Origin of the sequence: Peptoniphilus hominis (ex Hitch et al. 2025) (genome assembly GCF_040096015.1) — a bacterium.
GTDB lineage: Bacteria > Bacillota > Clostridia > Tissierellales > Peptoniphilaceae > Peptoniphilus_A > Peptoniphilus_A hominis.
In genome coordinates this window covers 33,739-57,157 of the sequence record NZ_JBBMFO010000001.1, presented here as the reverse complement: position 1 = coordinate 57,157, position 23,419 = coordinate 33,739, and the positions used below count along the sequence as shown (strand labels likewise).

Here is a 23,419-nt window from a genome sequence, read left to right as displayed (position 1 = left end):
AAAAAAATCCCACTAAGGGGATTAATTAAATATGGCTTCTGCAAGAGACAATATGAACTTACTATCAACTTTATAATAAATTTCAGTTCCATTTCTGTCGCTATTTAGAACTCCAGCTCTCTTTAACTTACCAAGATGAGATGAAACAGTTGGTTGAGGAATATTAAATTTCTCTTGTAAGGATCCAACATTGCATGGACCATTGTCAATTAAATTTTTAATAATTTTAAGCCTAACGGGATGCGCCATTACTTTTAAAACTTCAGCTGTCTTTTCTAAATTATTATTTTTATTTTTCACTTCAAACCTCCAAAAAATTATTTAATTTAAATTGATGAAAAATTTCATATTCTTAGATTATAATATTTAATAATCCACCATTTGTCAATGCTTTTAAATAATTTTCATACAGTGAAATAGTGTAGATTTAAAAAACACTAAATAAAAATCCACCGTCGTAGCCGGTGGTTTTGCTTATGCGGTCCAAAGGACCTTTATTGCTAGCTGCGCCTCAAGGGCGCCTGTGGTTTACCACTCGCAATTTTTACTTGCTTACCCCTGAAGGGGTCTGTGTTATCCATTGTTATTTAACCACTTAATTCATCTTCTTTAAGTTGATTTTGTATATATTCTTTTATTGCTTTTGTATTCTTGCCTGCTGTGTCTACATAATATCCTCTACACCAGAATTGTCTTCCTCTATATTTGTATTTTAGACTTCCACATTTTTCATATATCATTATGCTACTTTTCCCTTTTAAAAATCCCATAAAACTTGATATGCTCAATTTTGGAGGAATCTCTAGTAACATGTGCACATAATCTGGAAATACTTCTGCTTCTATTATATTAACTTCTTTCCAACTGCATAGTTCTCTTAAAATTGCTCCTATCTCTAATCTTTTACTTCCGTAAAATACTTTTCTTCTGTATTTTGCTGCAAATACTATATGATATTTACAATTCCATTTTGTGTGTGATAAACTATGCGTATGATTTAAATTCATAAAAATACTTCCTGTTAATTTGTGTTTTGGTAAACCACAAATTTATTTTAACACGGAGGTATTTTTTTATTTGTTTTTCATCGCTAAAACTAAATTGAACCCCCGGTCCAACTGGGGGGATTCTAATTACAAAAAACTCCCATAATAATAATTATTATGGGAGATCTATAAAAATTATTTGCTTATCTTTACAGTTCTTGTTGAAGAATCCCAATCTACTTTAGATCCTAATATTTCAGAAATTGCTCTTAGGGGTACAAAAGTCCTTGAGTCCTTAATAACTGCTGGAGAATCAATTGCAATTTTCTTTCCATTAGCTTCAATTTCTTTTTCTCCAATTACAAGGCTTGCCTTATTGTCTCCAATGAGAACAGTTTTTGTATCAGCCTTCCAATCAACTTTTTCGCCTAGAGCTTCAGAGATAAACCTTAGGGGAACCATTGTCCTACCATTTTCAATGTAAGCGGGAGTCTCTGGTTTTATTTCCTTATCTGAAACAAGAATTTTTATCTCAGAGTTAGGGGAAGACTTTTCAGTCTTTACATCCTTCTTGCTTGCAAGTTTAGAATCCTTAGCTTCCATGGTCTTAGCATTAGCCCAGTCAAATTTTAGGTAAGCCTTTTGTTCTCCTGAACCCTTTCCACCACCAGCAATAGCATCCATAGCATCAACCCAAACTGCAACAAGAATTTGATCTTCTTTTGGGCTAGTCCTTACAAATTCATGTACTTTGTTGTACTCTCCTGATAAAGGACTTTGTTTCGTTTCCACTCTGCTAGAATCCTTGTCACCTTCATAGATAAATAAATTTGTAAGTTCTCCTTCCATATTCATAAATTCCATCTTCTTTGCATATATTTTGTATGCAAACTTACCATCTTTTTCTACAACTTCAGCTGTAGGTCTAAGTGATGGGTTTCCCATGGATTCTTTACCTGGTTCGCCAAACTTTTCAAGTTTAACAGGCACTTCATACTTAGTAGCTGCAAAACTAAATGTTGGTATTAAAACCAAAACTAAAATTATTGATAAAAATATTTTTTTCATTTTACACCTCTTATATGGGGACAATCAAAGACTGCCCCCTGTTTAAATAATTAATTGTGATCTATATTGTATAAGACTTGTGCAACTTGTGCTCTAGTAAATGATGACTTAGGAGCAAAGTTACCATCGCCCATACCACTTACTATTCCAAGTCTTGCCATTTCCTTTACAGAATCCTTAGCCCAGCCTTGAATCTTATCTTCATCTTTGAAGGCATTAGTCTTGCCCTTTGCATTAAGATTCTTGCCTGAAACCTTTAAGAATTTAGTCATCATCACAGCCATTTCTTCTCTAGTTAGTTCTTTATCAGGTGCAAAGTTTCCTTGTCCTACTCCTGATGCTATTCCAACTTTATTTGCCCATGTGATGTATGGACTGTAGTACATTCCTGACTTAACATCTTTAAAGTTTTGATCCTTGTAGTCATTTACATTGACATTTAACATCCTTCCAAGAACACTTACAAATTGTCCTCTTGTTATAGACTTGTTAGGACCAAATTCTGTATTACTTAGGCCTGCGAAGTATCCCTTGCTTACAACATAGTCAATAGCAGTCTTAGCCCAGTGTCCGCTTGTGTCTGTAAAGTTGTTTGTATTATTATTTTGAACAGCTTGTTGATTTTGATTTTGTTGCTTTTGTTGGTTTTGTTGATTTTGATTTTGTTGGTTTTGGTTGTTGTTATTTCCACCAACTCTTCCTACTTCTCTTGCATTGTTCCAGTTAAAGGATAGGATTGCATTCTGCTCTCCTCCTCCCGGACCTTTGCCTGCTATTTCATCCATAGCATCTACCCAAACCGCAACGTTTACTCTGTCATATTTGCCGTTCATGGTCCATGACCAAGTGTTGCCTGATTGATCCGCTCTGTACTTGCTGCCATCAATGATAAACAGATTTGTTAAGTTGCCTGTCAAAGTTTTGCCGCCGAAATCTCTTTGGATAGCATGGAAATTAACACTGTATCTGAATTTTCCATCCCTTTCTTCTACTCTAGCAGTGTGATTAATAGCCGCATTTGCCATTGAGTAACCACTTTGATGAGCATGAAGAACTTCTACTGGAACTTCATATTGAACTGTAACTGGGCCGTTATTTTGGTTGTTTTTGTTATTGTTGCCCAAGCCTTGGTTATTGTTGCCCCAACCTTGGTTGTTGTTACCCCAGCCTTGATTGTTGTTACCCCAGCCAGAGTTGTTGTTGCCCCAACCTTGGTTATTGTTGCCCCAACCTTGGTTGTTATTGCCCCAACCTTGGTTGTTATTGCCCCAACCTTGGTTGTTGCCAGAATTATTTGGCTTACTTGTATCTAATGTAAGTCCTGCCGCAGCAGCTTTTAAATTATCAATGGCAAATTTTACTTGCATGTCCGTAGCATTAGGTTTAGTCAATAAACTCATTAAAGAATTATATGCGTTAACATACATCATGTTGCTTTGATAAGTGTATTGAGGTCCGCCTAAGTTGGCATATCTTTTCAAAGCATCTACAACATCTTCCCTACTTGGCACATTAGGTGTAGGTGTTGGTGTCGGTGTAGGTGTAGGTTGATCTTCATCTCCCCATCCGGTCCAAGCTTTTGCTTGGGACCCATTAACTAATATTTTAGCATTTTGAGTCCCCATTCCTTTACCAATGAATTCCATTGCATCTACAAAAACTTTAACGCAAATTTCTCCGTCCTTTGTCGCAAGTTCAGGATCAATTTCAAATTTTAATAAGGAAGGATATTCCTTTACAGTCCCATCTAAGCCTATTTCTTTTACCTTTGTAACATCAGTAACTTCTTTAGCATTAGAATCAAAATTATTATTTTCATAGATCCATAACTTTTCAAGATGACCTATAAGATCAAGTCCATTTATTTTTTTTCTTAGGGCTTTGAATTTTATAGTCATATAAGTCTTACCATTTTCTTCTGTAATTTTTGCCTTTTGAACTAAAGCACCATTACCCATTGATGGTTTGTTTTGATATCCATGCCATAATTTTATAGGTACTTCTAAGTTTTCCTCACTTGTCTTATTGCACTTAGACATAGCTGCATTAAGCTTTGAAATGTAATCATTCTCATCATCTTTTGTAAATATAAGTCTATCTAAATTAGATTCAACTTCACTAATTATTTTTTGCAAGTCTTTATATGCTTCCTTGTTATTATTAGTTTCGTTAATTGCTTTTGCCTTAGTTAAAGTAGTTTCTACAGTCGCTTTATCTCCCTCTTTATATTCTTCTATTGAATCAGAAAAAATATTTAGAATAGCATACTGACTACCCATTCCGTCTCTATCATCTTGCTCAAAATCAAATTTATAAGCGGCATTGATATCGTCTGGATCACCAGTATAATTACTAATGTCTGCTACATCTGTAAACTCTTGCATAATAGGCACAAAGACTTCTACTTGTGCTGGAATTGTGTTTTTAAATTTATTTTCTGCTAAATTTGGATATCTTTTTCCCCAATATCTCTTATAATTTTTTGTTTCATACGGAAACTCCAAAATCTTTGGATACTTCATATCTTTTCCATATTTTTCACATAATTCATCTGTGTAATCATAATATTTTAAACAGTTAGCTTTTTCAAAATTTTCTTTATCCTTAGCTCTTTTATCAAAATCTTTTATGTGTCTCAACTCTAAGAGATAACCTGAAAACCAAGCATCATACATACTTATAGCAATTGGATTCATTTCAATCTGAATATATATTTTCCCATCAGATTTTTTTATTAATTTTGCAATTTCCCCAATTGCCGCATCCGACATAGATTTTTGATCTCTTACAGTATGATATGACATAATATTTGCAAGATAAGTCTTATTTTCTTCTAACTTATCAAAAGGAACAACTGTACTCCTATTTGTAGTCGCATTAGCCTTTTTTATTAATTCAACTATTTTATTAGTTTTTTCATAAAACTCCCTTGTTTTTAGATTTATTTCATTAGCTGAAAGATTTAATTTTGAAGAATTTCTATCCATTAGAGCTGCTTGTTCTCTTATTAACCCTTGAATAAGATCAAATATTTCCTTTGTATCCTTATATGGCTTGTCTCCTTTTTTAAATTCTGAAACTAAATCATATAATTCCTTATCTTCTATTGTTCTCTTATCATTTGCCTCATCAAAGACTTCAGTTCCTCTTAACATAGAAATCCTATAAAATAAATAGTTCAATATGTTAGTGCGTACAGCACTCCTTATATCATCTAATTTCTCTTCATCACTTTCCTCTTCATAATTTTTCGATGCGGATTTTATTCCTTCCTTTATTATGTTTAGGTATGTTGGATTCAGGTTTGGATCTATTTGATCAACTATTTGTAAATATTGTTTGATGTCTTGCTTTATATCATCAGTAGCTTCCTCTGCAAATACAGGGACAGATGTTATCAAAAGAACTGATACAAGAACTAGTATAAAAATATTTTTAAATTTTCTCATATTTATTTAATAACACTAAGCTTATCCCAATTTATTGTTGAAATTGCATCTTGTGTCCCCATTCCTTTCATAATTTTTTCCATAACACTAGCATGAACTTTTATATTAATACTTTGAATTTTATTAATAGGTTTATCAATTTTAAACCTTACTTCTTTTGGATAATTAACTAGCCCTGATTCAGGATCTTGTAAATCTCTTAGATCTTTTTGCCATGACAATACTTCTGCATCTTTTAGTTCTTGGTTTTTATCAAAATATTTAAGGTCTTCCATATATCCTTCGAGTGTATGTTTTTTTCCTTTTTGTATTATTGTTCTCTTAATCTTTGTCATAGTTATATGAAGCCAATATTGTCCATTTGAATCCACTTCAACTTTACTACTAACAACTCCTCTATTCATCATAGATGGCTTATCTTTCTTGTCTGGATCAGAGTTCATGATTTTCATTTCAACATTATATTCACCTTGTGGAAGATTTTTATAATCTAAATAGTTATCTCCTAATGAAGCTTCTTTTATAAGATTTCCACTAAATAAACTATTATTATCACTTAATGCCTTGCCACCTTCTGCAAAAACAGAACCACTTGTTATTATTGCAAGGCCTAAGCCCGCAACTACTAAATTTTTTGAAATTTTTTTCATTTTATTATCTCCTTTTAATAATTTATTGTTAATCTAGCAACAGGTCTTGCATTTCCCATTGCATCATTTTTAACTCTTATATAATATTCACTACTTGGTCTACTTCCTAATTCAAGAAGAATTTTTTTATTGTAAAATTCTACTCCTTGGAGTCCTGTATCTGAAAACTTTGATATTGGAGTAAGATTTAATACCCTTGTACCTAGACCATTTTCAAATACTTCAAGATCAAGTAAGTGGGCTCTAATATTCCCAAAGTACATTGTTTTTAACCCAAGTTCCAAATAATATTTCCCATCTATTTGTAACAATTTTCCTTGATTTTCAAAAACATTACTTGCCATAGATCTTTGATCAGAGTTTTCCTTTAGTATATTTATATTTACAGCTTGTCCCTTACCCTTATATGAAAGATTATTTAAGGCCTTATCGAGATTTTTTATAGAATCCCTTAACCTATTAAGGTCATTATTACTAATAGCATATTGAATACCATCTCTTGTCCCTTGTAATTCATTTTCACTAGACTTATTTAAAATATTTTTATTTAATATTTCATTTACTACTTGGACTAATACCTTAGCCTTTTCCTTATAAAATTCTGGGGATTCATCTCCAGAAGATTTTGCTAAGTTCATAGTTCTTTCAATCTTTTCAACTCCACTTAGACAGATATAAGAAGTTTTAAATTTTTCAAGGTCATTTTTCGCCTTTTCTATATCTCCTTCTAAGATAAGTGAGTATAGGTTTACTTCTCCGCTGTTTAAATAAGCTTCTGCTTCTTTGATCTTATTAGACAAGAGATTTATTGCCATTTTCTTGATATTATTTTTATCAACTTGTCCAATAACATAATATCCTTGGTTACTTGAAATATTAAATATAAGTTCCCTTGAACTTGCCATTGATGCCAATGGAATTAGCTTACCATTCTTATATTCATAAGCGAAATAATTTCCTAAATTATTTCCCTTTAACTTTACTGTGGCAAGAGGGCATACATTGGCATTCCATGAACCATTATAATTTAATTCTAAAGGCTTATTGCCATCATATAGGCTTAGCTTTACAAGGCTTGGATTATAAATCCCCTCTTCTTCTGCAAGATAGTTTAATTCATCCTGCATATTGTAGTCTGATAATTCCTCTGCATATATCATTGAATCCTTTGGTAATGCAGCTTTTTTACCCGTGCTTAAAATCATAGGACATCCTAGACCTGGCATAGTATCTCCCTTAACTTCTGATATAGTTTCCTTGTCGTAAGGTATAACATAAGTTTGGGTATTGCCTACACCTATACCATTTTTATCAAAGGCTTTTACCTTTAAAGTTACATTTCCACCCATAGAAGATATATTTGTCATATTAAGGGGATCAATCTCAACATTATAATAAGAGTCTTCATGAAACTTACTTTGATTGTAAAAACTTAAGTCTGCATCAAAGGAAGTTTCATTAGGTTCACTTCCATCGAGAGTATATTTAATATTTCTTATACTACTTGTAAGGAATGAGTTTTTCTTAAATATGAACCTTACATTTTCACCATCTCTTGTTAACCTAAACTTGTTTCCATCTATTGATGTGTAAGGTGAATATAAGACTCCTCCGATATTGAAATCATAAGGAAGTTTATTAGACTTATTTTTCTTTACGCTTACATCATCTTGTTTTACAAATTCAAGTTTTAAGTCATCTGAATCGGATTTTACTGGTGTCAATAGGCTTAAATTAATTTTAGCAGATTGCTCATATCTTTCTTGTTTGTACTTTGTTGTTTGGAATTTACCATAAAGATAAATTTCTTCAGCCCCATCTATTGGAATATAGGCTTCTGATAGTTGGTATTTGCCACCAATTTTTCCTTCTTCTATTACCTTACTTTGTAAGCTATAACGTGTTTGGTCTTCTCCGTAGGAATATCCCAAAGTCTTTGTACCATCATCATAGCCACTGCTATCAAGTTTTAAATTGAAGAAGTTAATATACAAGTATTTTTTCCCTTGGTATTCAACAACTTTTCCAACTTGGTCAACTATCTTCCTTAGTTTTGGTTGTGCAAATTTTGTATCCGCTAAATTGATATTTACAAATTCGTTTGAATCTTTTTCTTGAAGAGTGTCCCAATATATAGTTGGTCTTGCATATTGAGTCCCCATTTCTTCTCCTTCTTCACCGAATTCTTCCATTACTGGAACAAATACTCTAACTTTTGTTTCTTGAATATTTTCAAGTTTAGTCTTATCAATAGGATACATAATATTTTTTGGATATTTCAATTTATACTTTTGAGATAGTTCATCTTCATAATCATAATAATCTAGCACATTAACTTTAGCAAAAATATCATTAGAATTTAAATAATATATATCTCCTAAATATCCTGTTGCCCCATATTCATCAAGCGTTAAAGGTAACATTTTAAACTTGAGAAAATAACTACCATTTTCAACTACAATACTTGCTGGCTTTTCCACAGCTCCATCCATCATAGATAATGATGTTTTTCCATTCTTCCTAACTTCAATCTTTACACTATATTCGCCATCTGGCAAATTCCTGTAGTCAAGCTTTGCTTTTGCAAAAGTCTGACCAGTTAATATAAAGATTAATAAGCTAAAAAATATGAAACTTTTAATTTTTTTCATTTCAGCTCCTCTCTCTTACCATTAAAAATACAAATGCCTACATTCTTACTCGTCAGCTTATTTAGTCCTCAAATTTTTTAACCACCTTCTTTTTTTATCTTTTTACTTAAAAATCTTCTTTACTCTATCATTAAAACATTTTTCATCTATTTGTTTTATTGAAATTTTATGAGATTTTTATTTTTTTACTAGTATCTAGTTCTTTAAAAAGTTATAAACGTACTTTCCTAATCCCACCCATACACCCACTAATTTTTATAAATTAATTAATTTTTTCAAAGAAGTAGTCTGCTGCTGCTTCTAGTTCTTCTTCCGTTGCCTTTCTTGATGCAAGGCTTGTGTCTATCATTTTTTCTTTAATCTTCTTTGGTACTATCACTCCTTTTATTCCTTTTAATTTTTCTATCATCTTGGGGTCTACTAGACCTGGGCATATGTATTGTCCCAAGGAGTCCCTGTCTATTAAAAGATTCTCTAAGTTTTTTATCACCTTCCTTCCATGTTCTGAGTCTGGCATTGCTCCAAGTGTTGCAAATAATCCAAGCTTTTTATTTTTGATGGTCTTTAGGACTTTTAGTGCCTTTGGCTCTAGGCTTCCTCTATCGATCCAAGCTCCCAAAAGTATAAAGTCAAATTTTTCTACTTCAGGTGCATCTCTTATGTCTTTTATAGTCATCTGGTGTTCATCTTTTAAGACTTCATAAATTTTTTCTGCCATTCTCTTTGTGTTTCCTGTCTTTGATGAATAAATTATTAGTCCTTTCACTTTTCCTCCTTAATCTTCTGCAAATACATATTTTTTATTTTCTATATCTATTATTTTTAGTTTTGTGTCGTAGATCTTGCTTATCTTATCTTCTGTTAAGACTTGGCTTGCCTTTCCTTGAAATTCGATTTTTCCCTTCATCATTCCAACTATGGTGTCTGAATATTCTAGGGACTGGTTGATGTCGTGAAGAACCATAATTATTGTCTTGCCTAGATTTTTATTCAAATTTCTTATTAGTTTCAAAATTTCTATTTGGTATTTGATATCTAAGTAGGTTGTGGGTTCGTCCAGGAGAAGTATCTCGCTATCTTGTGCTATTGCCATGGCTATCCACGCCCTTTGGACTTGTCCGCCTGATAGGGAGTTTACTCTCTCTTTTCTTATTTCTTCTAAGCCACAAACTTCTATTGCTTCCTTTATTTTATTTTTGTCCTCTTGACTTGGCTTCTGCATAAAGCCTACATAGGGATTTCTTCCATAGGCAACAAGTTCTTCAACTTTAATATCGCCTGCTATTTGATTTTTTTGTCTGACTATGGCAACTTTTTTTGCAAATTCTTTTCTCTCTATATTTTTTATATTTTTGCCATCAAGACTTATGAAACCCATTTTTGGTTTTTCCACTCTTGTTATTAGTTTTAAAAGAGTTGACTTGCCGCAGCCATTGGCACCTAGAAGGGTTGTGATCTTATTTTTTTCTATTTTTAGATTTAAGTCTTTTATAACCATATTCTTGTCATAGGCGAAAAATAAGTGATTAATTTCCATAATCTTTCCCTCCTACTTTTAATAGGCCTATAAAGAATATTCCACCCACTACTGTCATTACTACTGATGGTTTTATTTCGTAAGGGTAGGCTATTACTCTCCCCAAGGTGTCTGATAAGAGGAGGATTATTGCTCCCAGTATCATGGAGTAGGGTATTAGGTTCTTGTGGTTTGAGCCAAGAATTATTCTTCCTATGTGTGGTACTACTAGACCTAAAAAACCTATTACTCCAACTATAGCTGTAGATATTGATGCCAATATTATTGCTATAAGAGCTAGGATAAACCTATCTCTATTTACATTAACTCCCAAAGATTTTGCCGTCTGGTCTTCTAATTGAAGTAAGTTTGCTGTCCTTATGGTAAAGAGTGAAATTATTAGGAAGGGGATTCCATAAGTTGCCATTATTTTTACATCTGCCCACGTTTTTTGAGCTACATTACCTTCTATAATTGATTGAACGTTTGTGAGGTTGCCCCCCATCATGGATTTTATTCCTTCATTTACTCCCATTAGGGTCATGTTAAGTGCTACACCTACAAGTATTAGTTTTATTGGGTTGGATCCTCCGTTCCAGGCTAGTGAATATATTAAGAGGTAGGCAAGGAGTCCTCCCACTACTGAAAAAAGTGGGCTAAAGGCATATAGACCTGGGAATAATATCATTACAAGGCTTGCTGATAGGCTTGCCGCTGATGATATACCTATTATGCCTGGATCTGTTAGAGGGTTTTGCATTACTGCCTGTAAGAGAACCCCCGATGTTGCTAGGGCTGCTCCAGCTAGTATTGATATTATTATTCTTGGAAACCTAAGGTCATATATTGTTGCTACGTCGGGATCATATTCTATGAACAAGCCTCTTATTAATTTCCCAAAGGTCATTTCTATGGAGCCTGTTTTTGCTGAATAGAGGATGAGTCCTATTAGGACTAGGATTGATATGGTGTAAACTAGAATGATTTTATTTTTCTTCATTTGTCTTATCACCTATATTTCCTACTTCATTTGAGTCTTTTCCATAGAAGAGTTTGTCTAAGTCATTTAAGGCTTCCTTGTAGTTAAATTTCGCACTCATGCCAAATTTTTTGTAGTCAAGATCGTAAACCTTGCCTTCCTTAACTGCCCTAAAGTGTTTCCAAATGTCATTTTCTGCAAAGTCTTTTTTAAACATTGCCATTACTTGATCTGGTAGGGCATGGGCTGTTCTAAGAATTATGTCAGGATCTTTCTTTAACATATCTTCAGTGTTTATTGTTATAAATTGTTGGTCTGTCCCTTCATATACATTTTCTGCACCTGCAAGTTTTACAAGGCTTCCTGCATAGGAGTTTTCTGTTGCTACTACATAGGACCCTGGCAAACCCATTAAGATTAATACTCTAGGTGCTTTTTTGTCCTTGTGTTTTTCTCTATAGTCGTCTATGAATTTTTTGTAATCATCAATTAAGTCTTTGGCTTCTTTTTTTCTATTAAGTAATTTTCCAAGATCCTCTATTGACTTATACATTCCATCTGTGTTGTTTAGGTTCAAAAATCCATAGTCAAGGTCTGCTGCCTTGTACTTTGGAAGTAGGTCTGAAATTAAGGACACTGGTGAAAAAACATAGTCTGGATTTATTTGTTTTAATTTTTCAATGTCTGGTGTCATTGCCATCCCAACTTTAGGAACATCCTTATATCTTTCTGGCATTGGATCTATTTCTGAGTCTGGCACTGCAACTAGGTCAATGTTTAATTTTTCCATTATATAAACTGTTGCCATTGATGTTGCTGCTATTCTCAGTTCGCCATTATTTTCTTTCTTGCCAGATTTTTGACTCACGCAAGACGTTAATAATAGACTTGATAGAAGTATGGCTAGAATCTTTTTTATTCTATTCATAGATGTTTCTCCTTTTTTCTTCTAATTCATCTTCTATTTTTTTCTTGTAGTTATATGATAGGAGGGCTAGTATGATAAATCCTCCTGTCAATATTACGAGAAGTCCTATTAAGCCATAAATAAAAGCCAAAGTTATTTTGCCTAATTTTGTCTTAGTTGTTTCTTTTTCATCTTGGTCATCTGAATAATATAATTTTTTAATTATTGGAGAATCCTTTGTTAAAAGTCCATGGTCATAACCTAAGTCTCCAGCAGAAAATTTTGAGTTAACTGGTTTTTGTTCAATTATTTCTCCCTGGTTAGGAGCTTGTAAAACTTCTCCAACTTGTTCATCATTGTCTAGTGGTTTTAAGTTGCTTAGGTTAGGCATGTTTAAGTTTGTGCTAGATTTAGGAATGTTTGCATCTACCTGTGGAGCTTCCTCTGTTGGCGCTTGATTGCTAGAAGGGTTTGATGAGCTTTTTTGAAGGCTTGCAAAATCTGTGTTACCTTTAACTAAATCTGATATTGTGTAGTAAAAAATTACATCTCTTCCCATAGGTCCAACAAAAAAAGTTGCCCTTACTATTACATTTTTGCTTGGTATCTCAAATCTGTAATCTCGTGTTTCTTCAGTCTTTCCTGTAACTTCTGCTGTTACAGAATAGAAACTATTGTCGCCATAATTTTGGACTGCGAAACTTTCATTTTTTATGTAGTTGGCTAGGTTATAGCGAACTGACAAAAATATTCTTCCGTCATCTGTTGTTTCTACTAAGGCTTGTGGACATAGTACATTTTCTGTCATACCCTGTCCTATTCCTGGATTGTTACCAGGGTCTTCTATGACTCCTGTAACCGGATGGATATAGTAGGGCGTCGCCTTTGCTATTTCTTGTGAATAGGCATAGGTAACATTTATTAGACTTGTAAAAATGAGAGCCAAGATACATAAGTTATTTATTATTTTTTTCATTATCTTTAAGCCCTCCTAAAAATATTATTTCATCCTTCATTTCTTTTACTTCTTGAAAATTTTTTCTAATTACAACAAAGGCCATTGAATTTAATCCTATAAATATTAGGAGTATTAAAATAATAATGCCCTTTGATTCTTTTTCTTCAATTTCTTGTCCTTCTGCTCCAATCTCTGCATCTTTATTTTGATTGAAGGATGGTCCCTTGTTTTCTTGACTTGAAATTTTACTTTGTTGTGAGCCTATAGAAGGTGGACTTGTGTTTAGTGTTGTTGAACTAACTTGTGGTCCTTCTACTGGCATAGGGGATGAGGAATCTGAAGAGCTTGATATTTTTTGTGCCTGTGGCTTTTTAACTGTCGTCATAAAGGCCTTTGCTCTTTCTTCCTTTGAACTACTATTGCTTGTACTTATATTGCTTAATGTCGGTGATTTATTATTATCTATGCTTTCATTTACTTGCATACCTGATCCAGCAGCTTTCACCACTATAAAAATTGCTGAATCTTTTGTTTTAAATTCAATGTGATCTCCATTGACTTTGAAATCTATCTTCTTTTTTTCTCCATTATTTACTTCATAAAGACTTAGCTTGTCTTGTCCTTTAAATTTTAAAAGAGGTAATTTTAAATCAAATTCTTTGTTTGCATAAATCTTTTTTCTTTTTGCTTGAATACTTTCTTCATTGCCTTGTATTTCATCTAGGGGTCCTAAAAACTCTATCTTAAAAACATTTACTTGATCTAATTTGTCAAAGGACTTTGTGAATTCTTCTGCCTGCTTTCCTGATAATCTATTTCCATAAAAAGAAAATTCTTCATTAAAGGTATCAGGATCATAGTTTACTATTATGTTTTTATTTTGAACTTCTCCAGCTTCCTTTGAATTAAATTCTGGTTTATTTGCTCCTTCTTTAAAATTGTTTATTAATATTGAATCGCTTTCATTTATTTTTTTAATCTCGCCATAGTCAAGTTTTATTCTTGCCCTTATTGGTTCATCCCCCATAGGTTCTACTTTTGGATCTACATAAACCCTTGTCATTTCATCCATATTAACTAGGGATGTCTTAAAGACTCTTGGTCTTTTATCTTTTTCCTTGGGTACTTCTAAGTCATAGCAAGCTGCCTCTGCCCTGTGATAAATTCCATCTTCCTTTTGGAAGTAAATATTAATTAGAGAAGCTGTTATTGATAAGTATTCCATCTTGTCAGATCCTATGTAGAGGTTTGCTTCTCCATCCTTCACTTCAATCTCGGCTTTTTGTACAAGCGCTTTGTTGCCCATACTAGGTTTTTCTTCGATGGAATGCCATAACTTAATTGGAATTTCATAGTAGCCATCTTCTAATTTTATTTCTTTTTTCTCTGGTGTGCTTTCATTATCCGCAAATACAAAATTCGTTAAGAATAATAAAGATAATAAAAATACTAGAGATATGTAAATTTTTTTATTTTTCATTATAAAGACCCCTTGTTATCAATTTATATTACTTAGGTAATGATATTACTTATCAATTAAATAAGCTATAAAAGAATTATGAAAATTTTGTTAACTCCGGTTTACTCGCAGAAAAATTTTTATAAATATATTATTTTAATTTTTATAATAAAAATAAACCCTAGTCACTGACTAGAGTTTAGAATGTTTTTACATATTTTATGGTGTATAAGTTTAAGTTTTTAAGTTAAACAAAGGTTAACTATAAATAAAAAATTTGCTTTTTTTTCATGTATTGTTATTCCCATTTGAGATTTAATTTTTAAAATCAAGGATGCCTCTAAAATTATCCCATCTGATGTTGACCAATAATCAATTAAATTGAGGGGAATCTTAAAAATCCTATCCTTGGAATTTATTTCTATTTCTTCTCCATCATCAAAATAAAATAACTTTGTAGCAATTGCTTTTTTTAAGTAACCGTGATGAGCTTTCTTTATTGTCTTAGTTGAAAGTTCTATATAGGATTCTTCCCCAATTATCAAATATGCCTGATCATCAAAACCCATAAGTGCCATGGAATTATCAACAAAGGATCTTTTTCTTTCTTCATCAATCTTCTTAATTGAAAAATTAATTGCATGCCTTCCTTTTTCTAAATATTTAGAAATATCTTGGACCCTCTCTCTACCCTGAATATCTTTAGCTAAAATCATACTCTTGTATCTTTTTTCCAGTGCCTCTTGATAAGGAATAAGCCTCTTTGACAACATTTCAAGGCTGATGCTTCTAGCGAGATTATCGTCAACATCCAAAAATTTTTGTAATACAAATAAATTCTTTTCAAGATTTTCATTATAAAATTTAGAAAGGTCACACCCAATTTTAGTTAACTTATACTCATTATCTTCCTTGTACAAGATTCCCGTGACAATCATCTTGTCTAGAATCTTTTTTGAGTTAGCACGAGAGCAGTTAAAAAATAAGCTTGCTTCTGTAATAGTCTTCTTGCCTTCATAATTTTTTATAAATAATAAATATTCAATTTGTACTTTAGTTATATTCAAATTTATCATAAAATTATGACTCCATTCCTCTTTTAACTTCTACTATTCTGTCACAAATCCTAAGAGAACTATCCCTGTGAGATGAAATTATAATATTTTTATTTTTTCTCTCATTATATAGGGACTTTAAAATTATCCCTTCGTTTAATGCATCAATGTTAGCCGTTGGTTCATCAAGTAGGTATAGCTTTGATTTTCTTAAAAAGATTCTTGCTAGAGCCAACCTTTGAGCTTGTCCAGTGGAGATTTCATTATTTTCCTTTACTATCTCTGTGTCAAATCCCCTATCGAGGGTCATTATGAAATCATAAATATTTGCCTTTTTGCAAGCTTCTATTAATTCATCTTCACTTGCATCTTTTTTTGCAATTTTTAAATTATCTCTAATGCTACCTCTAAAGAGATGGGTTTCTTGACTTAGGTATGAAATGTTCTCTCTTAAATTTAATGTATTTAAGTCTTTTATATTTTTATCATTTAGGCAAATTTTACCATTCTTTGTATCATAAAATCTCATCATTAATTTTATTAATGTTGATTTGCCACAACCACTTTTACCTTTTAATCCTATTATCTCATTTAATTCAGTTTTAAAATTAAAATCATTAATGAGTTTTGTGTCATCATAAGAAAAATTCACTTTCTCAAGACAGATATTCTCATAATCAATTTCTTCTCCATTATAATTTATTGGTGTAAGAGGATCTTCTTCCAAGAGTTCCACGACTCTCTTGCCACAAGCAAAGGTTAAAACCAAGTTATTTGCAAGAGATGAAAGAGCACTTGTCGGTCCAAAAGAAGAAATGAAAACTCCCAAGGGAAATAATAAGCCACTAAGGTCAATGATAGAATCCTTGTAAAGCTTAAAGGACATCAAAGTAAAAATTAAATCCCCAAGTATTATTGTAAAAGATGTAAGAGCAAAGTTATTTGATGACTTTTCTGTAAGAGCCTTGGTAGACCTGTTTAGCTTATTTGCTTCAAATTCAATCTCTTTATACCTATCTTCAAAATAAGAAAAATTAATAATTTCTTTAATTCCCTTAAAACTTTCCAGGATTAGAGAATTTAAAATTGATAAATTCTCCCTTTGCTTTCGGCCAAGCTCTCCCGCAGATTTCTCAGTAATAATTGGGATAACCAAAGCTAATATCAAGTGGAAAACTAGAAGTATCCAAGAGTAGATTGGATTAAATTTCCATAAGATGCTAAAGAAAAATAAAGTGTGAACTAGGGCTATACAAACAGGAGAAATTGTGTGTGCGTAAAAGACCTCTAGTAACTCTATATCTGATGTAATTATAGAAATTAATTCTCCCTTATTTTTCCCATTCATCTTGGCTGGTCCCAAAGACCTTAGTTTTTTGAAAATTTTATCTCTTAATATTGCTAAAATTTTGAAGGCTATATAGTGATTTAAAAGCTGCTCTAGGTACTTAAATATCGCTCTTAGTATAGCCAAAGTAAATAAAATTCCAATTATTATTTTTAAATTTATACTTTGATTTAAAATTAGTTTACTTAGGTAGAATAAACCTAATGATGGCAACAAGGTCGCAAATATGTGTCCACTTGCGCCAAAAAATATGGCAAAAAACATTTGTAACTTCAGATCATCTACAAGAGATAGGAGTTTTCCTATTAAATTTTTATATTCAATTAATTTCTTCATTTAAACCCCACATTTCTAATTCCCTTTGGTATTTATATATACCAGAAAATAATTCTCCCTTACTTAATTCTTCAAAACTTCCTTCTTCTGCTACCTTCTTATTGTCAAGATAGTAAATATAGTCTGCCTGAAGGACTGTGTTGAGTCTATGAGTAATAAGAATTATGGTCATTTTTTCTTTTAATTTTTGTATAAGATTTAAAATCAAATCTTCTGATTCCTTATCTATATTTGAAATGGACTCATCTAAAATTAAAATCTTTGGTTCTTTCAAAAGGACCCTTCCTATTGCAAGCCTTTGTTTTTGTCCACCTGATAGGTTGTTGCCAGCACTTTCTAGGATGCTATCTAAGCCTCCGGTATTTTTAAAGTAGGAATAAAGACCAACTTCTTCTAAAACTTCTATTAGCTTATCATCATCTGCATTTTTATTTGCCATTTTAAGATTATATCTAAGACTTTCCTTAAAGAAGTAGGGGTTATTGTCTACTAACATTATATTTTCATTTAAAGAATCATTTGAAATTTCACTTAAGCCATTGTAAAGTATTTCTCCATCATAATTCCTTTCAAAACCACCAACTAATTTCGCAAGAGTAGACTTCCCACAACCACTTTCTCCTACTATAGCTGTGATTTTGTTCGACTTAATCTTCATATTTAAGTCTTTTAAAATTTCCTTTTCTCTGTAAGAAAAACTTAAATTTTTTACTTCTACATCTACTTTCTCATCCTTTATTACGTCTTCAAAATCTTCTATACTTTCTATTTCTAAAATTTCAAAGAGGGAATTAGCTGCTGTGATCCCATTCATAGCCACATGAAAAAGTGCCCCCAATCTTCTTAAAGGCAAGAAAAATTCTTGGCTTAAGAGTATAAAGGAAAAGGCTGCAAAGACAGAAAGCTGACCCCTAGAATAATAGTAAATTGATAAGATAATTCCCAAGGCTGAACCTGCATAAGAAATTAAGTCTAAGACCGTAATGTTATTTAGTTGCATCATGAGAACTTTCATTGTTTTGACCCTAAAGTCTTCTGCCTTCTCATTTAATAGGTCATTGTAGTCTTCATCTGCATTGAAAACTTCTAAACTTGTTAAGCCATATAGGAAGTCTATAAAAACTTCTGACAGATTTGTATATGATTTCCAATAAGTTTTCACGACTTTCTTTGCAAGTTTTTGCACCATCATTATGGCAAGAGGTATTAGTGGTATTAGTAAGAGCATTGTTAATGCTATTTTAAGATTTAAAAATGAAAGTATAATAAATAAAATTACAGGTCCTATTAAAGAGAATAGAAGTTGTGGCAAGAGAGCAGAGTAAAATAAGTTGAGTTGCTCTATTCCCTCTACACCTAAATTTATAACTTCTGAAATAGAAACCTTGCTCCCATACTCCATCTTAAAAGAAAAAACCTTCTTCATTAATCTTTCTCTCAAGGTGTTTTTTATCCTATAGGAAACCTTGTAAGATATACTAGCTTCTATTTTTATTAAGAAAATATTTAGTCCCATTATTAAGGACATAAATAAAATAAATTTGCTCCCGCTAAAATTTGAATTAATTATACTTTCTATAGACTTACCTATTAAAAAAATCATGGCAACATTAGTCGCCATTTGTATAATTTTTATAAGCAAAAGTCTTAAAATTTGTATTTTTTCACTTCTTAACTCATTAAATAATTTTTTATTAAACATTTCTACTCCTTGATTGTCTTAATCTTAAAAATAAAATATATGTAGTGAAAAATTAGCACTAACAAAAGTGTAATTCTAGCATGTGAGTTGTTTACTAAACAAAATGATATGCCAAGAAAAATAGTGATAGTCATAAGAATCTTTATCTTTCTCTCTTTTGTCATTCCACTCTTGTTTTTTATTGGCTCAATATTATCCTTGTATAATTTAGTAGAAATAAAATAGTCGTTAAATTTTTTTGAACTTCTGGAAAAACAATATGTTGCCAGTAACAAAAAGGGAGTTGCAGGTAATAAAGGCATATATATCCCCACTACTCCAATCCCTAAAAATATAAATCCAAGTATTAAAAATAAAATCTTCAATTATATCCTCCTTAACTTTGGTTTTTTAATTTTTCAAGATAAATACTAACAAAGAAATTTTTATAAGTAAATAATATTGATATTGGATATCATTTTATTTTCCTTAAATATATTCACTTTTTTTGTCTTATATGTTGATTTATAAGGACTAGACCCTTGTTAACCACAGTTAATTTTTATATGGTTCAAGGCAAAAAAATAAGGCCCTGGATTCTCAGAGCCTTACTTTAATTAATTTACATTTTTTCTATTGCAATTTTAATGTCGTGACCATTTAGGTTTTCAACTTCTGCTTCAACATCTGCCTTTACTAATTCTTTTGCCAAGGTTTCTGTTTTAATAAATTCTTCTTCAGAAGCAAGAGCCTTTTCTACTTCTTCGTCAGACTTATAAGTTATCTTAATGTTGTCTAAGATTTCTAAATCTTTTTTCTTTCTAAGTTGTTGAATTTTTGATACAAATTCTCTTACATAACCTTCATTAAGAAGCTCATCATTAAGCTCAGTGTCTAGGATAACAAAAAGATTATTTTCCATTACGACGTCAAAGCCCTCTTTTGCACTAATTTTTACTTCAACATAATCTTTTTTAATTTCAGTTTCTTCTCCAGCGATTTCAAGCTTTACATCGCCTTCGTTTAATTTAGCGAGAAGTTCTTTTGCATCAGTTTCTCTTAAATATTTGCCAAAGTCCTTAACCTTTGAACCTAAGATACTTCCGCAAACTCTAAAGTTTGGTTTAAGTTCAAATTCCATATATTCAGAAAGATTATCTTCAAATCTAACATCCTTAACATTAAGTTCTTCTTTAATTAAGTCAGTTAAGTCACCAATAATTTCCTTATACTTTCCATCAATTATAACTTCTGAAAGTGGTTGTCTAACTTTAATCTTAGCTTCTTCTCTTGATGCTCTTCCTAATGTTACAAGATCTCTTACTAAGTCCATTTTTTCTTCAACCTTGTCGTTAATCATATTTTCGTCATAAGTTGGATAGTCTGTCAAGTGAACAGATTCTTCATCTGTAAGTGACTTAAATAATTCTTCTGATATAAATGGAACTATTGGTGCAATTAATTTTGTAACGCCAAGTAAAACTTCGTAAGTTGTCTTATAAACTGCAAGCTTAGTGTTGTCCTTGTCAGTCTTCCAGAATCTTCTTCTGTTTCTTCTGATGTACCAGTTGGAAACATCTTCTATTACAAATTCTTGGATTTCCCTTACAACCTTTGTAAGTTCAAATACTTCCATGTCTTCTCTTACAGTCTTTACAAGTCTATTGTATTTTGAAAGTAACCATTTATCGATTTCTTCTAAATCTTCATAGCTTACCTTGTGTTCTCTAGGGTCAATGTTATCTGTATTGGCATATAGACTAAAGAAGTTGTAAGTGTTTCTTAGTGATCTAAAGAATTTTGATTCAATTTCACGAAGTCCATCTTCGTCAAATTTTGTTGGAGTCCATGGTGGAGATACATAAAGTAGATACCACCTAACTACATCGGCACCATACTTGTCAAAGAGTTCAAAAGGTGCAACTGTATTTCCTCTTGACTTTGACATCTTCTTTCCTTCCTTATCAAGGATAAGGTCATTTACAAGAACATTTTTGTAAGGACTCTTGCCTGTCATATAAGTTGATATTGCAATTAGTGAGTAGAACCAACCTCTTGTTTGGTCAATACCTTCTGATATAAAGTCTGCTGGGAAAAGTTCATCAAAGTTGTCCTTGTTTTCAAATGGATAGTGCCATTGAGCAAAAGGCATAGCACCTGAGTCAAACCAAACATCAATTACGTCAGCTTCCCTTGTCATTTCTTTACCACACTTAGGACATTTTAGGTGGATGTCATCTACATAAGGTCTGTGAAGTTCTACATCAGCTGGCACATCTTCAACAGCCTTATTTCTAAGGTCTTCAATTGAGCCAACAGATTCAGTGTGACCACATTCACATCTCCAAATTGGAAGTGGAGTTCCCCAATATCTTGATCTTGAAATTGCCCAGTCATTTAAGTTTTCAAGCCAATTGCCAAATCTCTTTTCACCGACAAAGTCTGGGAACCAATTTACTCCATTGTTGTTTTCAATTAATTTATCCTTAAACTTAGTTACTTCAATGTACCAAGATGGATGAGCGTAATAAATTAATGGAGTGTGACATCTCCAGCAGTGTGGATAGTTGTGAACTACTTTTTGTTTTGAGAACATCAAGTCATTGTCCATTAAGTAGTGAAGTACATCGTGGTCTGCATCAATTACAAATTGCCCCTTCCAAGGTGTATCTGTAAATTTACCTTCTTCATCAACTGGTTTTAGCATTGGAAGGTCGTAGCCCCTTGCAGTTTGATAGTCATCTTCACCAAAGGCAGGTGCAATGTGAACAATACCAGTACCATCTTCAGTAGTTACATAGTCAGCACAGATTACGTAAAAGGCTTTCTTGTCTGGTACTAAGAATTTAAGAAGTTGTTCATATTCCATGTACTCTAAATCTTTTCCAAGGAATTCTTCTATAACTTCAAATTCATCATCTTTAAATACAGCCTTAGCAAGTGGTTTTGCAAGATAATAAATATTGCCATCAGCGTGCCTTGCTTTTATATATTCAACCTTTGGATTTACAGCAAGGGCAACATTTGATGGTAAAGTCCATGGTGTAGTTGTCCATGCCAAGAAATATTCATTTTCCTTATCTTTTAATTTAAATTTACAAGTTGCTGTTGTTGTTTTTATTTCTTCATAACCTTGTGCAACTTCATGAGATGCAAGACCAGTTCCACATCTTGGGCAGTAAGGAACTATTTTATGTCCTTCATAAATTAGTCCATCCTTAAACATCTTGTCTAGTATATGCCAAACTGATTCAATATAAGTATTTTCAAGAGTGATGTATGGGTGATCTAAGTCTATAAGATAGCCCATTCTCCTAGTAAGTGTTCTCCATTCCTTTTCATATTCAAAAACAGATTCCTTACATTTTTTGTTAAAATCCTCTACTCCATAGGACTCAATGTCTTGCTTGTTGTGAAGCCCAAGTTTCTTTTCTACTTCAATTTCTACTGGTAGACCATGAGTATCCCAGCCTGCTTTTCTTTTAACCTTATATCCAAGCATTGTATGATATCTACAAGTTAAGTCCTTTAAGGTTCTAGCCATGACATGGTGTATGCCTGGTTTACCATTTGCAGTTGGAGGTCCTTCATAAAAGATATAACTTTCACCATCTTCTCTTGATTCTACAGATCTGTGCAAAAGATCAATTTCATCCCAAAATTTTGAGATTTCTTCTTCCCTCACACTTACCTTGTCCTTAGACAATTCTTTAAAATTTTTCATCTAAAACTCCTTATTCTTCCAAAATTTTTATAAAAAAAGTCCCCTCTCAAATGAGAAGGGACGAACTAGCCGCGGTACCACCCTAATTATAGGTAACTATCACTTAATTTTTTAACGCAAATGCGCAAAGGCTTTTGACCTTTGAGCTCCGAGGTGATCTATAAATTTATAAAACACAGTTTCGCACCAAACAACTGCTCTCTTAGTTTCTTAAAATTTACCGTCCTCATCAAAGCTTATATAAAATTGTCAATTGTTTGATTTTTAAACATTTTAATAATGTTTGATTGCATCATGGCAAGTGTAGTGTGGAATTTGCAGTTTCCAACTTCATTTGCCCTATTTTTGTTGCAATATTTATCTTCTTGCAAGCACCTATTAATTACAATTGGTCCATCAACCGCTACAATTATGTCGTAGAGTGTTATGTCTTCCTTTGGTTTTTTCAGATAATAACCACCCTTAGAACCTCTTTTTGCATCAGTTATTCCAGCCAAATTTAGTTTTCTAAGTATTCTAAGAGTAAATCTCTTTGTAACACCTTCACTTTCAGCAATTTGTGGCGCTCCAATGACTTTACCCTCATTTTTAGCAAGATAACTTACAATTCTAAAGGCATAATCTGTTTCTTGTGTTATTCTCATATCATCAC

The 23,419-nt window shown here is 32.3% G+C and carries 18 protein-coding genes and 1 other annotated feature; all 18 genes read right to left on the bottom strand.

Annotation, left to right across the window (positions count from 1 at the left end; all coding sequences use genetic code 11):
• Positions 1-21 precede the first annotated feature (21 nt).
• The 18 genes from WMO19_RS00285 to WMO19_RS00200 all read right to left on the bottom strand — a co-directional run bounded on the left by WMO19_RS00285 (position 22) and on the right by WMO19_RS00200 (position 23,411).
• On the bottom strand, positions 22-300 hold the full coding sequence (locus WMO19_RS00285; protein WP_349169709.1) for an ArsR/SmtB family transcription factor: 279 nt from the start codon (positions 298-300) through the stop codon (positions 22-24).
• 287 nt (positions 301-587) lie between these two features.
• Entirely contained in the window at positions 588-1,007 is a 420-nt protein-coding gene (gene tnpA / locus WMO19_RS00280) for an IS200/IS605 family transposase (RefSeq protein WP_349169707.1), read from the bottom strand.
• 174 nt (positions 1,008-1,181) lie between these two features.
• Positions 1,182-2,054 (bottom strand): copper amine oxidase N-terminal domain-containing protein, encoded by an 873-nt coding sequence (locus WMO19_RS00275; RefSeq protein ID WP_349169705.1) that lies wholly within the window; start codon positions 2,052-2,054, stop codon positions 1,182-1,184.
• A gap of 50 nt (positions 2,055-2,104) precedes the next feature.
• On the bottom strand, positions 2,105-5,503 hold the full coding sequence (locus WMO19_RS00270; RefSeq protein ID WP_349169703.1) for an S-layer homology domain-containing protein: 3,399 nt from the start codon (positions 5,501-5,503) through the stop codon (positions 2,105-2,107).
• Between the two features lie 2 nt (positions 5,504-5,505).
• Positions 5,506-6,153 (bottom strand): NEAT domain-containing protein, encoded by a 648-nt coding sequence (locus WMO19_RS00265; protein ID WP_288167333.1) that lies wholly within the window; start codon positions 6,151-6,153, stop codon positions 5,506-5,508.
• A gap of 14 nt (positions 6,154-6,167) precedes the next feature.
• Positions 6,168-8,804 carry an NEAT domain-containing protein gene (locus WMO19_RS00260; RefSeq protein ID WP_288167334.1) on the bottom strand — a complete coding sequence of 879 codons (2,637 nt, stop codon included), beginning with the start codon at positions 8,802-8,804 and terminating at the stop codon, positions 6,168-6,170.
• 262 nt (positions 8,805-9,066) lie between these two features.
• Complete coding sequence (locus WMO19_RS00255; RefSeq protein ID WP_349169701.1) at positions 9,067-9,570, bottom strand: flavodoxin family protein; 504 nt, start codon at positions 9,568-9,570, stop codon at positions 9,067-9,069.
• A gap of 9 nt (positions 9,571-9,579) precedes the next feature.
• A complete protein-coding gene (locus WMO19_RS00250; RefSeq protein WP_270675267.1) occupies positions 9,580-10,341 on the bottom strand; it encodes an ABC transporter ATP-binding protein in 762 nt (253 codons plus the stop codon).
• Positions 10,331-11,320, bottom strand: coding sequence for a FecCD family ABC transporter permease (locus WMO19_RS00245; RefSeq protein ID WP_349169699.1), 990 nt, complete (start codon positions 11,318-11,320; stop codon positions 10,331-10,333). The genes WMO19_RS00250 and WMO19_RS00245 overlap by 11 nt, the downstream gene beginning before the upstream one ends.
• Positions 11,307-12,227 (bottom strand): heme ABC transporter substrate-binding protein IsdE, encoded by a 921-nt coding sequence (gene isdE, locus WMO19_RS00240; RefSeq protein ID WP_349169697.1) that lies wholly within the window; start codon positions 12,225-12,227, stop codon positions 11,307-11,309. The genes WMO19_RS00245 and isdE overlap by 14 nt, the downstream gene beginning before the upstream one ends.
• A complete protein-coding gene (locus WMO19_RS00235) occupies positions 12,220-13,182 on the bottom strand; it encodes a heme-binding Shp domain-containing protein (RefSeq protein WP_019124524.1) in 963 nt (320 codons plus the stop codon). Before WMO19_RS00235 ends, isdE begins: the two co-directional genes overlap by 8 nt.
• Positions 13,163-14,644, bottom strand: a complete 1,482-nt coding sequence (locus WMO19_RS00230) for an NEAT domain-containing protein (RefSeq protein ID WP_070610877.1) — start codon at positions 14,642-14,644, stop codon at positions 13,163-13,165. Before WMO19_RS00230 ends, WMO19_RS00235 begins: the two co-directional genes overlap by 20 nt.
• A 221-nt stretch (positions 14,645-14,865) precedes the next feature.
• Positions 14,866-15,699 carry a hypothetical protein gene (locus WMO19_RS00225; protein ID WP_019124526.1) on the bottom strand — a complete coding sequence of 278 codons (834 nt, stop codon included), beginning with the start codon at positions 15,697-15,699 and terminating at the stop codon, positions 14,866-14,868.
• Between the two features lie 4 nt (positions 15,700-15,703).
• A complete protein-coding gene (locus WMO19_RS00220) occupies positions 15,704-17,362 on the bottom strand; it encodes an ABC transporter ATP-binding protein (RefSeq protein WP_349169694.1) in 1,659 nt (552 codons plus the stop codon).
• On the bottom strand, positions 17,346-19,064 hold the full coding sequence (locus WMO19_RS00215; protein ID WP_349169692.1) for an ABC transporter ATP-binding protein/permease: 1,719 nt from the start codon (positions 19,062-19,064) through the stop codon (positions 17,346-17,348). The genes WMO19_RS00220 and WMO19_RS00215 overlap by 17 nt, the downstream gene beginning before the upstream one ends.
• A gap of 2 nt (positions 19,065-19,066) precedes the next feature.
• The gene (locus WMO19_RS00210) at positions 19,067-19,429 is read right to left on the bottom strand and encodes a YbaN family protein (protein ID WP_349169690.1); all 363 of its coding nucleotides are present in this window, start codon (positions 19,427-19,429) and stop codon (positions 19,067-19,069) included.
• A 236-nt stretch (positions 19,430-19,665) separates the two neighbouring features.
• Complete coding sequence (ileS, locus tag WMO19_RS00205; RefSeq protein ID WP_349169688.1) at positions 19,666-22,767, bottom strand: isoleucine--tRNA ligase; 3,102 nt, start codon at positions 22,765-22,767, stop codon at positions 19,666-19,668.
• Between the two features lie 53 nt (positions 22,768-22,820).
• Positions 22,821-23,009, bottom strand: a binding site (T-box leader).
• Positions 23,004-23,411 (bottom strand): RrF2 family transcriptional regulator, encoded by a 408-nt coding sequence (locus tag WMO19_RS00200; protein ID WP_316719723.1) that lies wholly within the window; start codon positions 23,409-23,411, stop codon positions 23,004-23,006. Its footprint overlaps the feature before it by 6 nt.
• Between the last annotated feature and the right edge of the window lie 8 nt (positions 23,412-23,419).

What these genes read in the sequence shown, in the direction of transcription:
- WMO19_RS00230 (WP_070610877.1), bottom strand. Translation starts at nt 14,644, where the DNA reads ATGAAAAATAAAAAAATTTACATATCTCTAGTATTTTTATTATCTTTA.
- isdE (WP_349169697.1), bottom strand. Translation starts at nt 12,227, where the DNA reads ATGAATAGAATAAAAAAGATTCTAGCCATACTTCTATCAAGTCTATTA.
- tnpA (WP_349169707.1), bottom strand. Translation starts at nt 1,007, where the DNA reads ATGAATTTAAATCATACGCATAGTTTATCACACACAAAATGGAATTGT.
- ileS (WP_349169688.1), bottom strand. Translation starts at nt 22,767, where the DNA reads ATGAAAAATTTTAAAGAATTGTCTAAGGACAAGGTAAGTGTGAGGGAA.
- WMO19_RS00270 (WP_349169703.1), bottom strand. Translation starts at nt 5,503, where the DNA reads ATGAGAAAATTTAAAAATATTTTTATACTAGTTCTTGTATCAGTTCTT.
- WMO19_RS00245 (WP_349169699.1), bottom strand. Translation starts at nt 11,320, where the DNA reads ATGAAGAAAAATAAAATCATTCTAGTTTACACCATATCAATCCTAGTC.
- WMO19_RS00235 (WP_019124524.1), bottom strand. Translation starts at nt 13,182, where the DNA reads ATGAAAAAAATAATAAATAACTTATGTATCTTGGCTCTCATTTTTACA.
- WMO19_RS00220 (WP_349169694.1), bottom strand. Translation starts at nt 17,362, where the DNA reads ATGAAGAAATTAATTGAATATAAAAATTTAATAGGAAAACTCCTATCT.
- WMO19_RS00260 (WP_288167334.1), bottom strand. Translation starts at nt 8,804, where the DNA reads ATGAAAAAAATTAAAAGTTTCATATTTTTTAGCTTATTAATCTTTATA.
- WMO19_RS00215 (WP_349169692.1), bottom strand. Translation starts at nt 19,064, where the DNA reads ATGTTTAATAAAAAATTATTTAATGAGTTAAGAAGTGAAAAAATACAA.
- WMO19_RS00265 (WP_288167333.1), bottom strand. Translation starts at nt 6,153, where the DNA reads ATGAAAAAAATTTCAAAAAATTTAGTAGTTGCGGGCTTAGGCCTTGCA.
- WMO19_RS00275 (WP_349169705.1), bottom strand. Translation starts at nt 2,054, where the DNA reads ATGAAAAAAATATTTTTATCAATAATTTTAGTTTTGGTTTTAATACCA.
- WMO19_RS00225 (WP_019124526.1), bottom strand. Translation starts at nt 15,699, where the DNA reads ATGATAAATTTGAATATAACTAAAGTACAAATTGAATATTTATTATTT.
- WMO19_RS00200 (WP_316719723.1), bottom strand. Translation starts at nt 23,411, where the DNA reads ATGAGAATAACACAAGAAACAGATTATGCCTTTAGAATTGTAAGTTAT.
- WMO19_RS00250 (WP_270675267.1), bottom strand. Translation starts at nt 10,341, where the DNA reads ATGGAAATTAATCACTTATTTTTCGCCTATGACAAGAATATGGTTATA.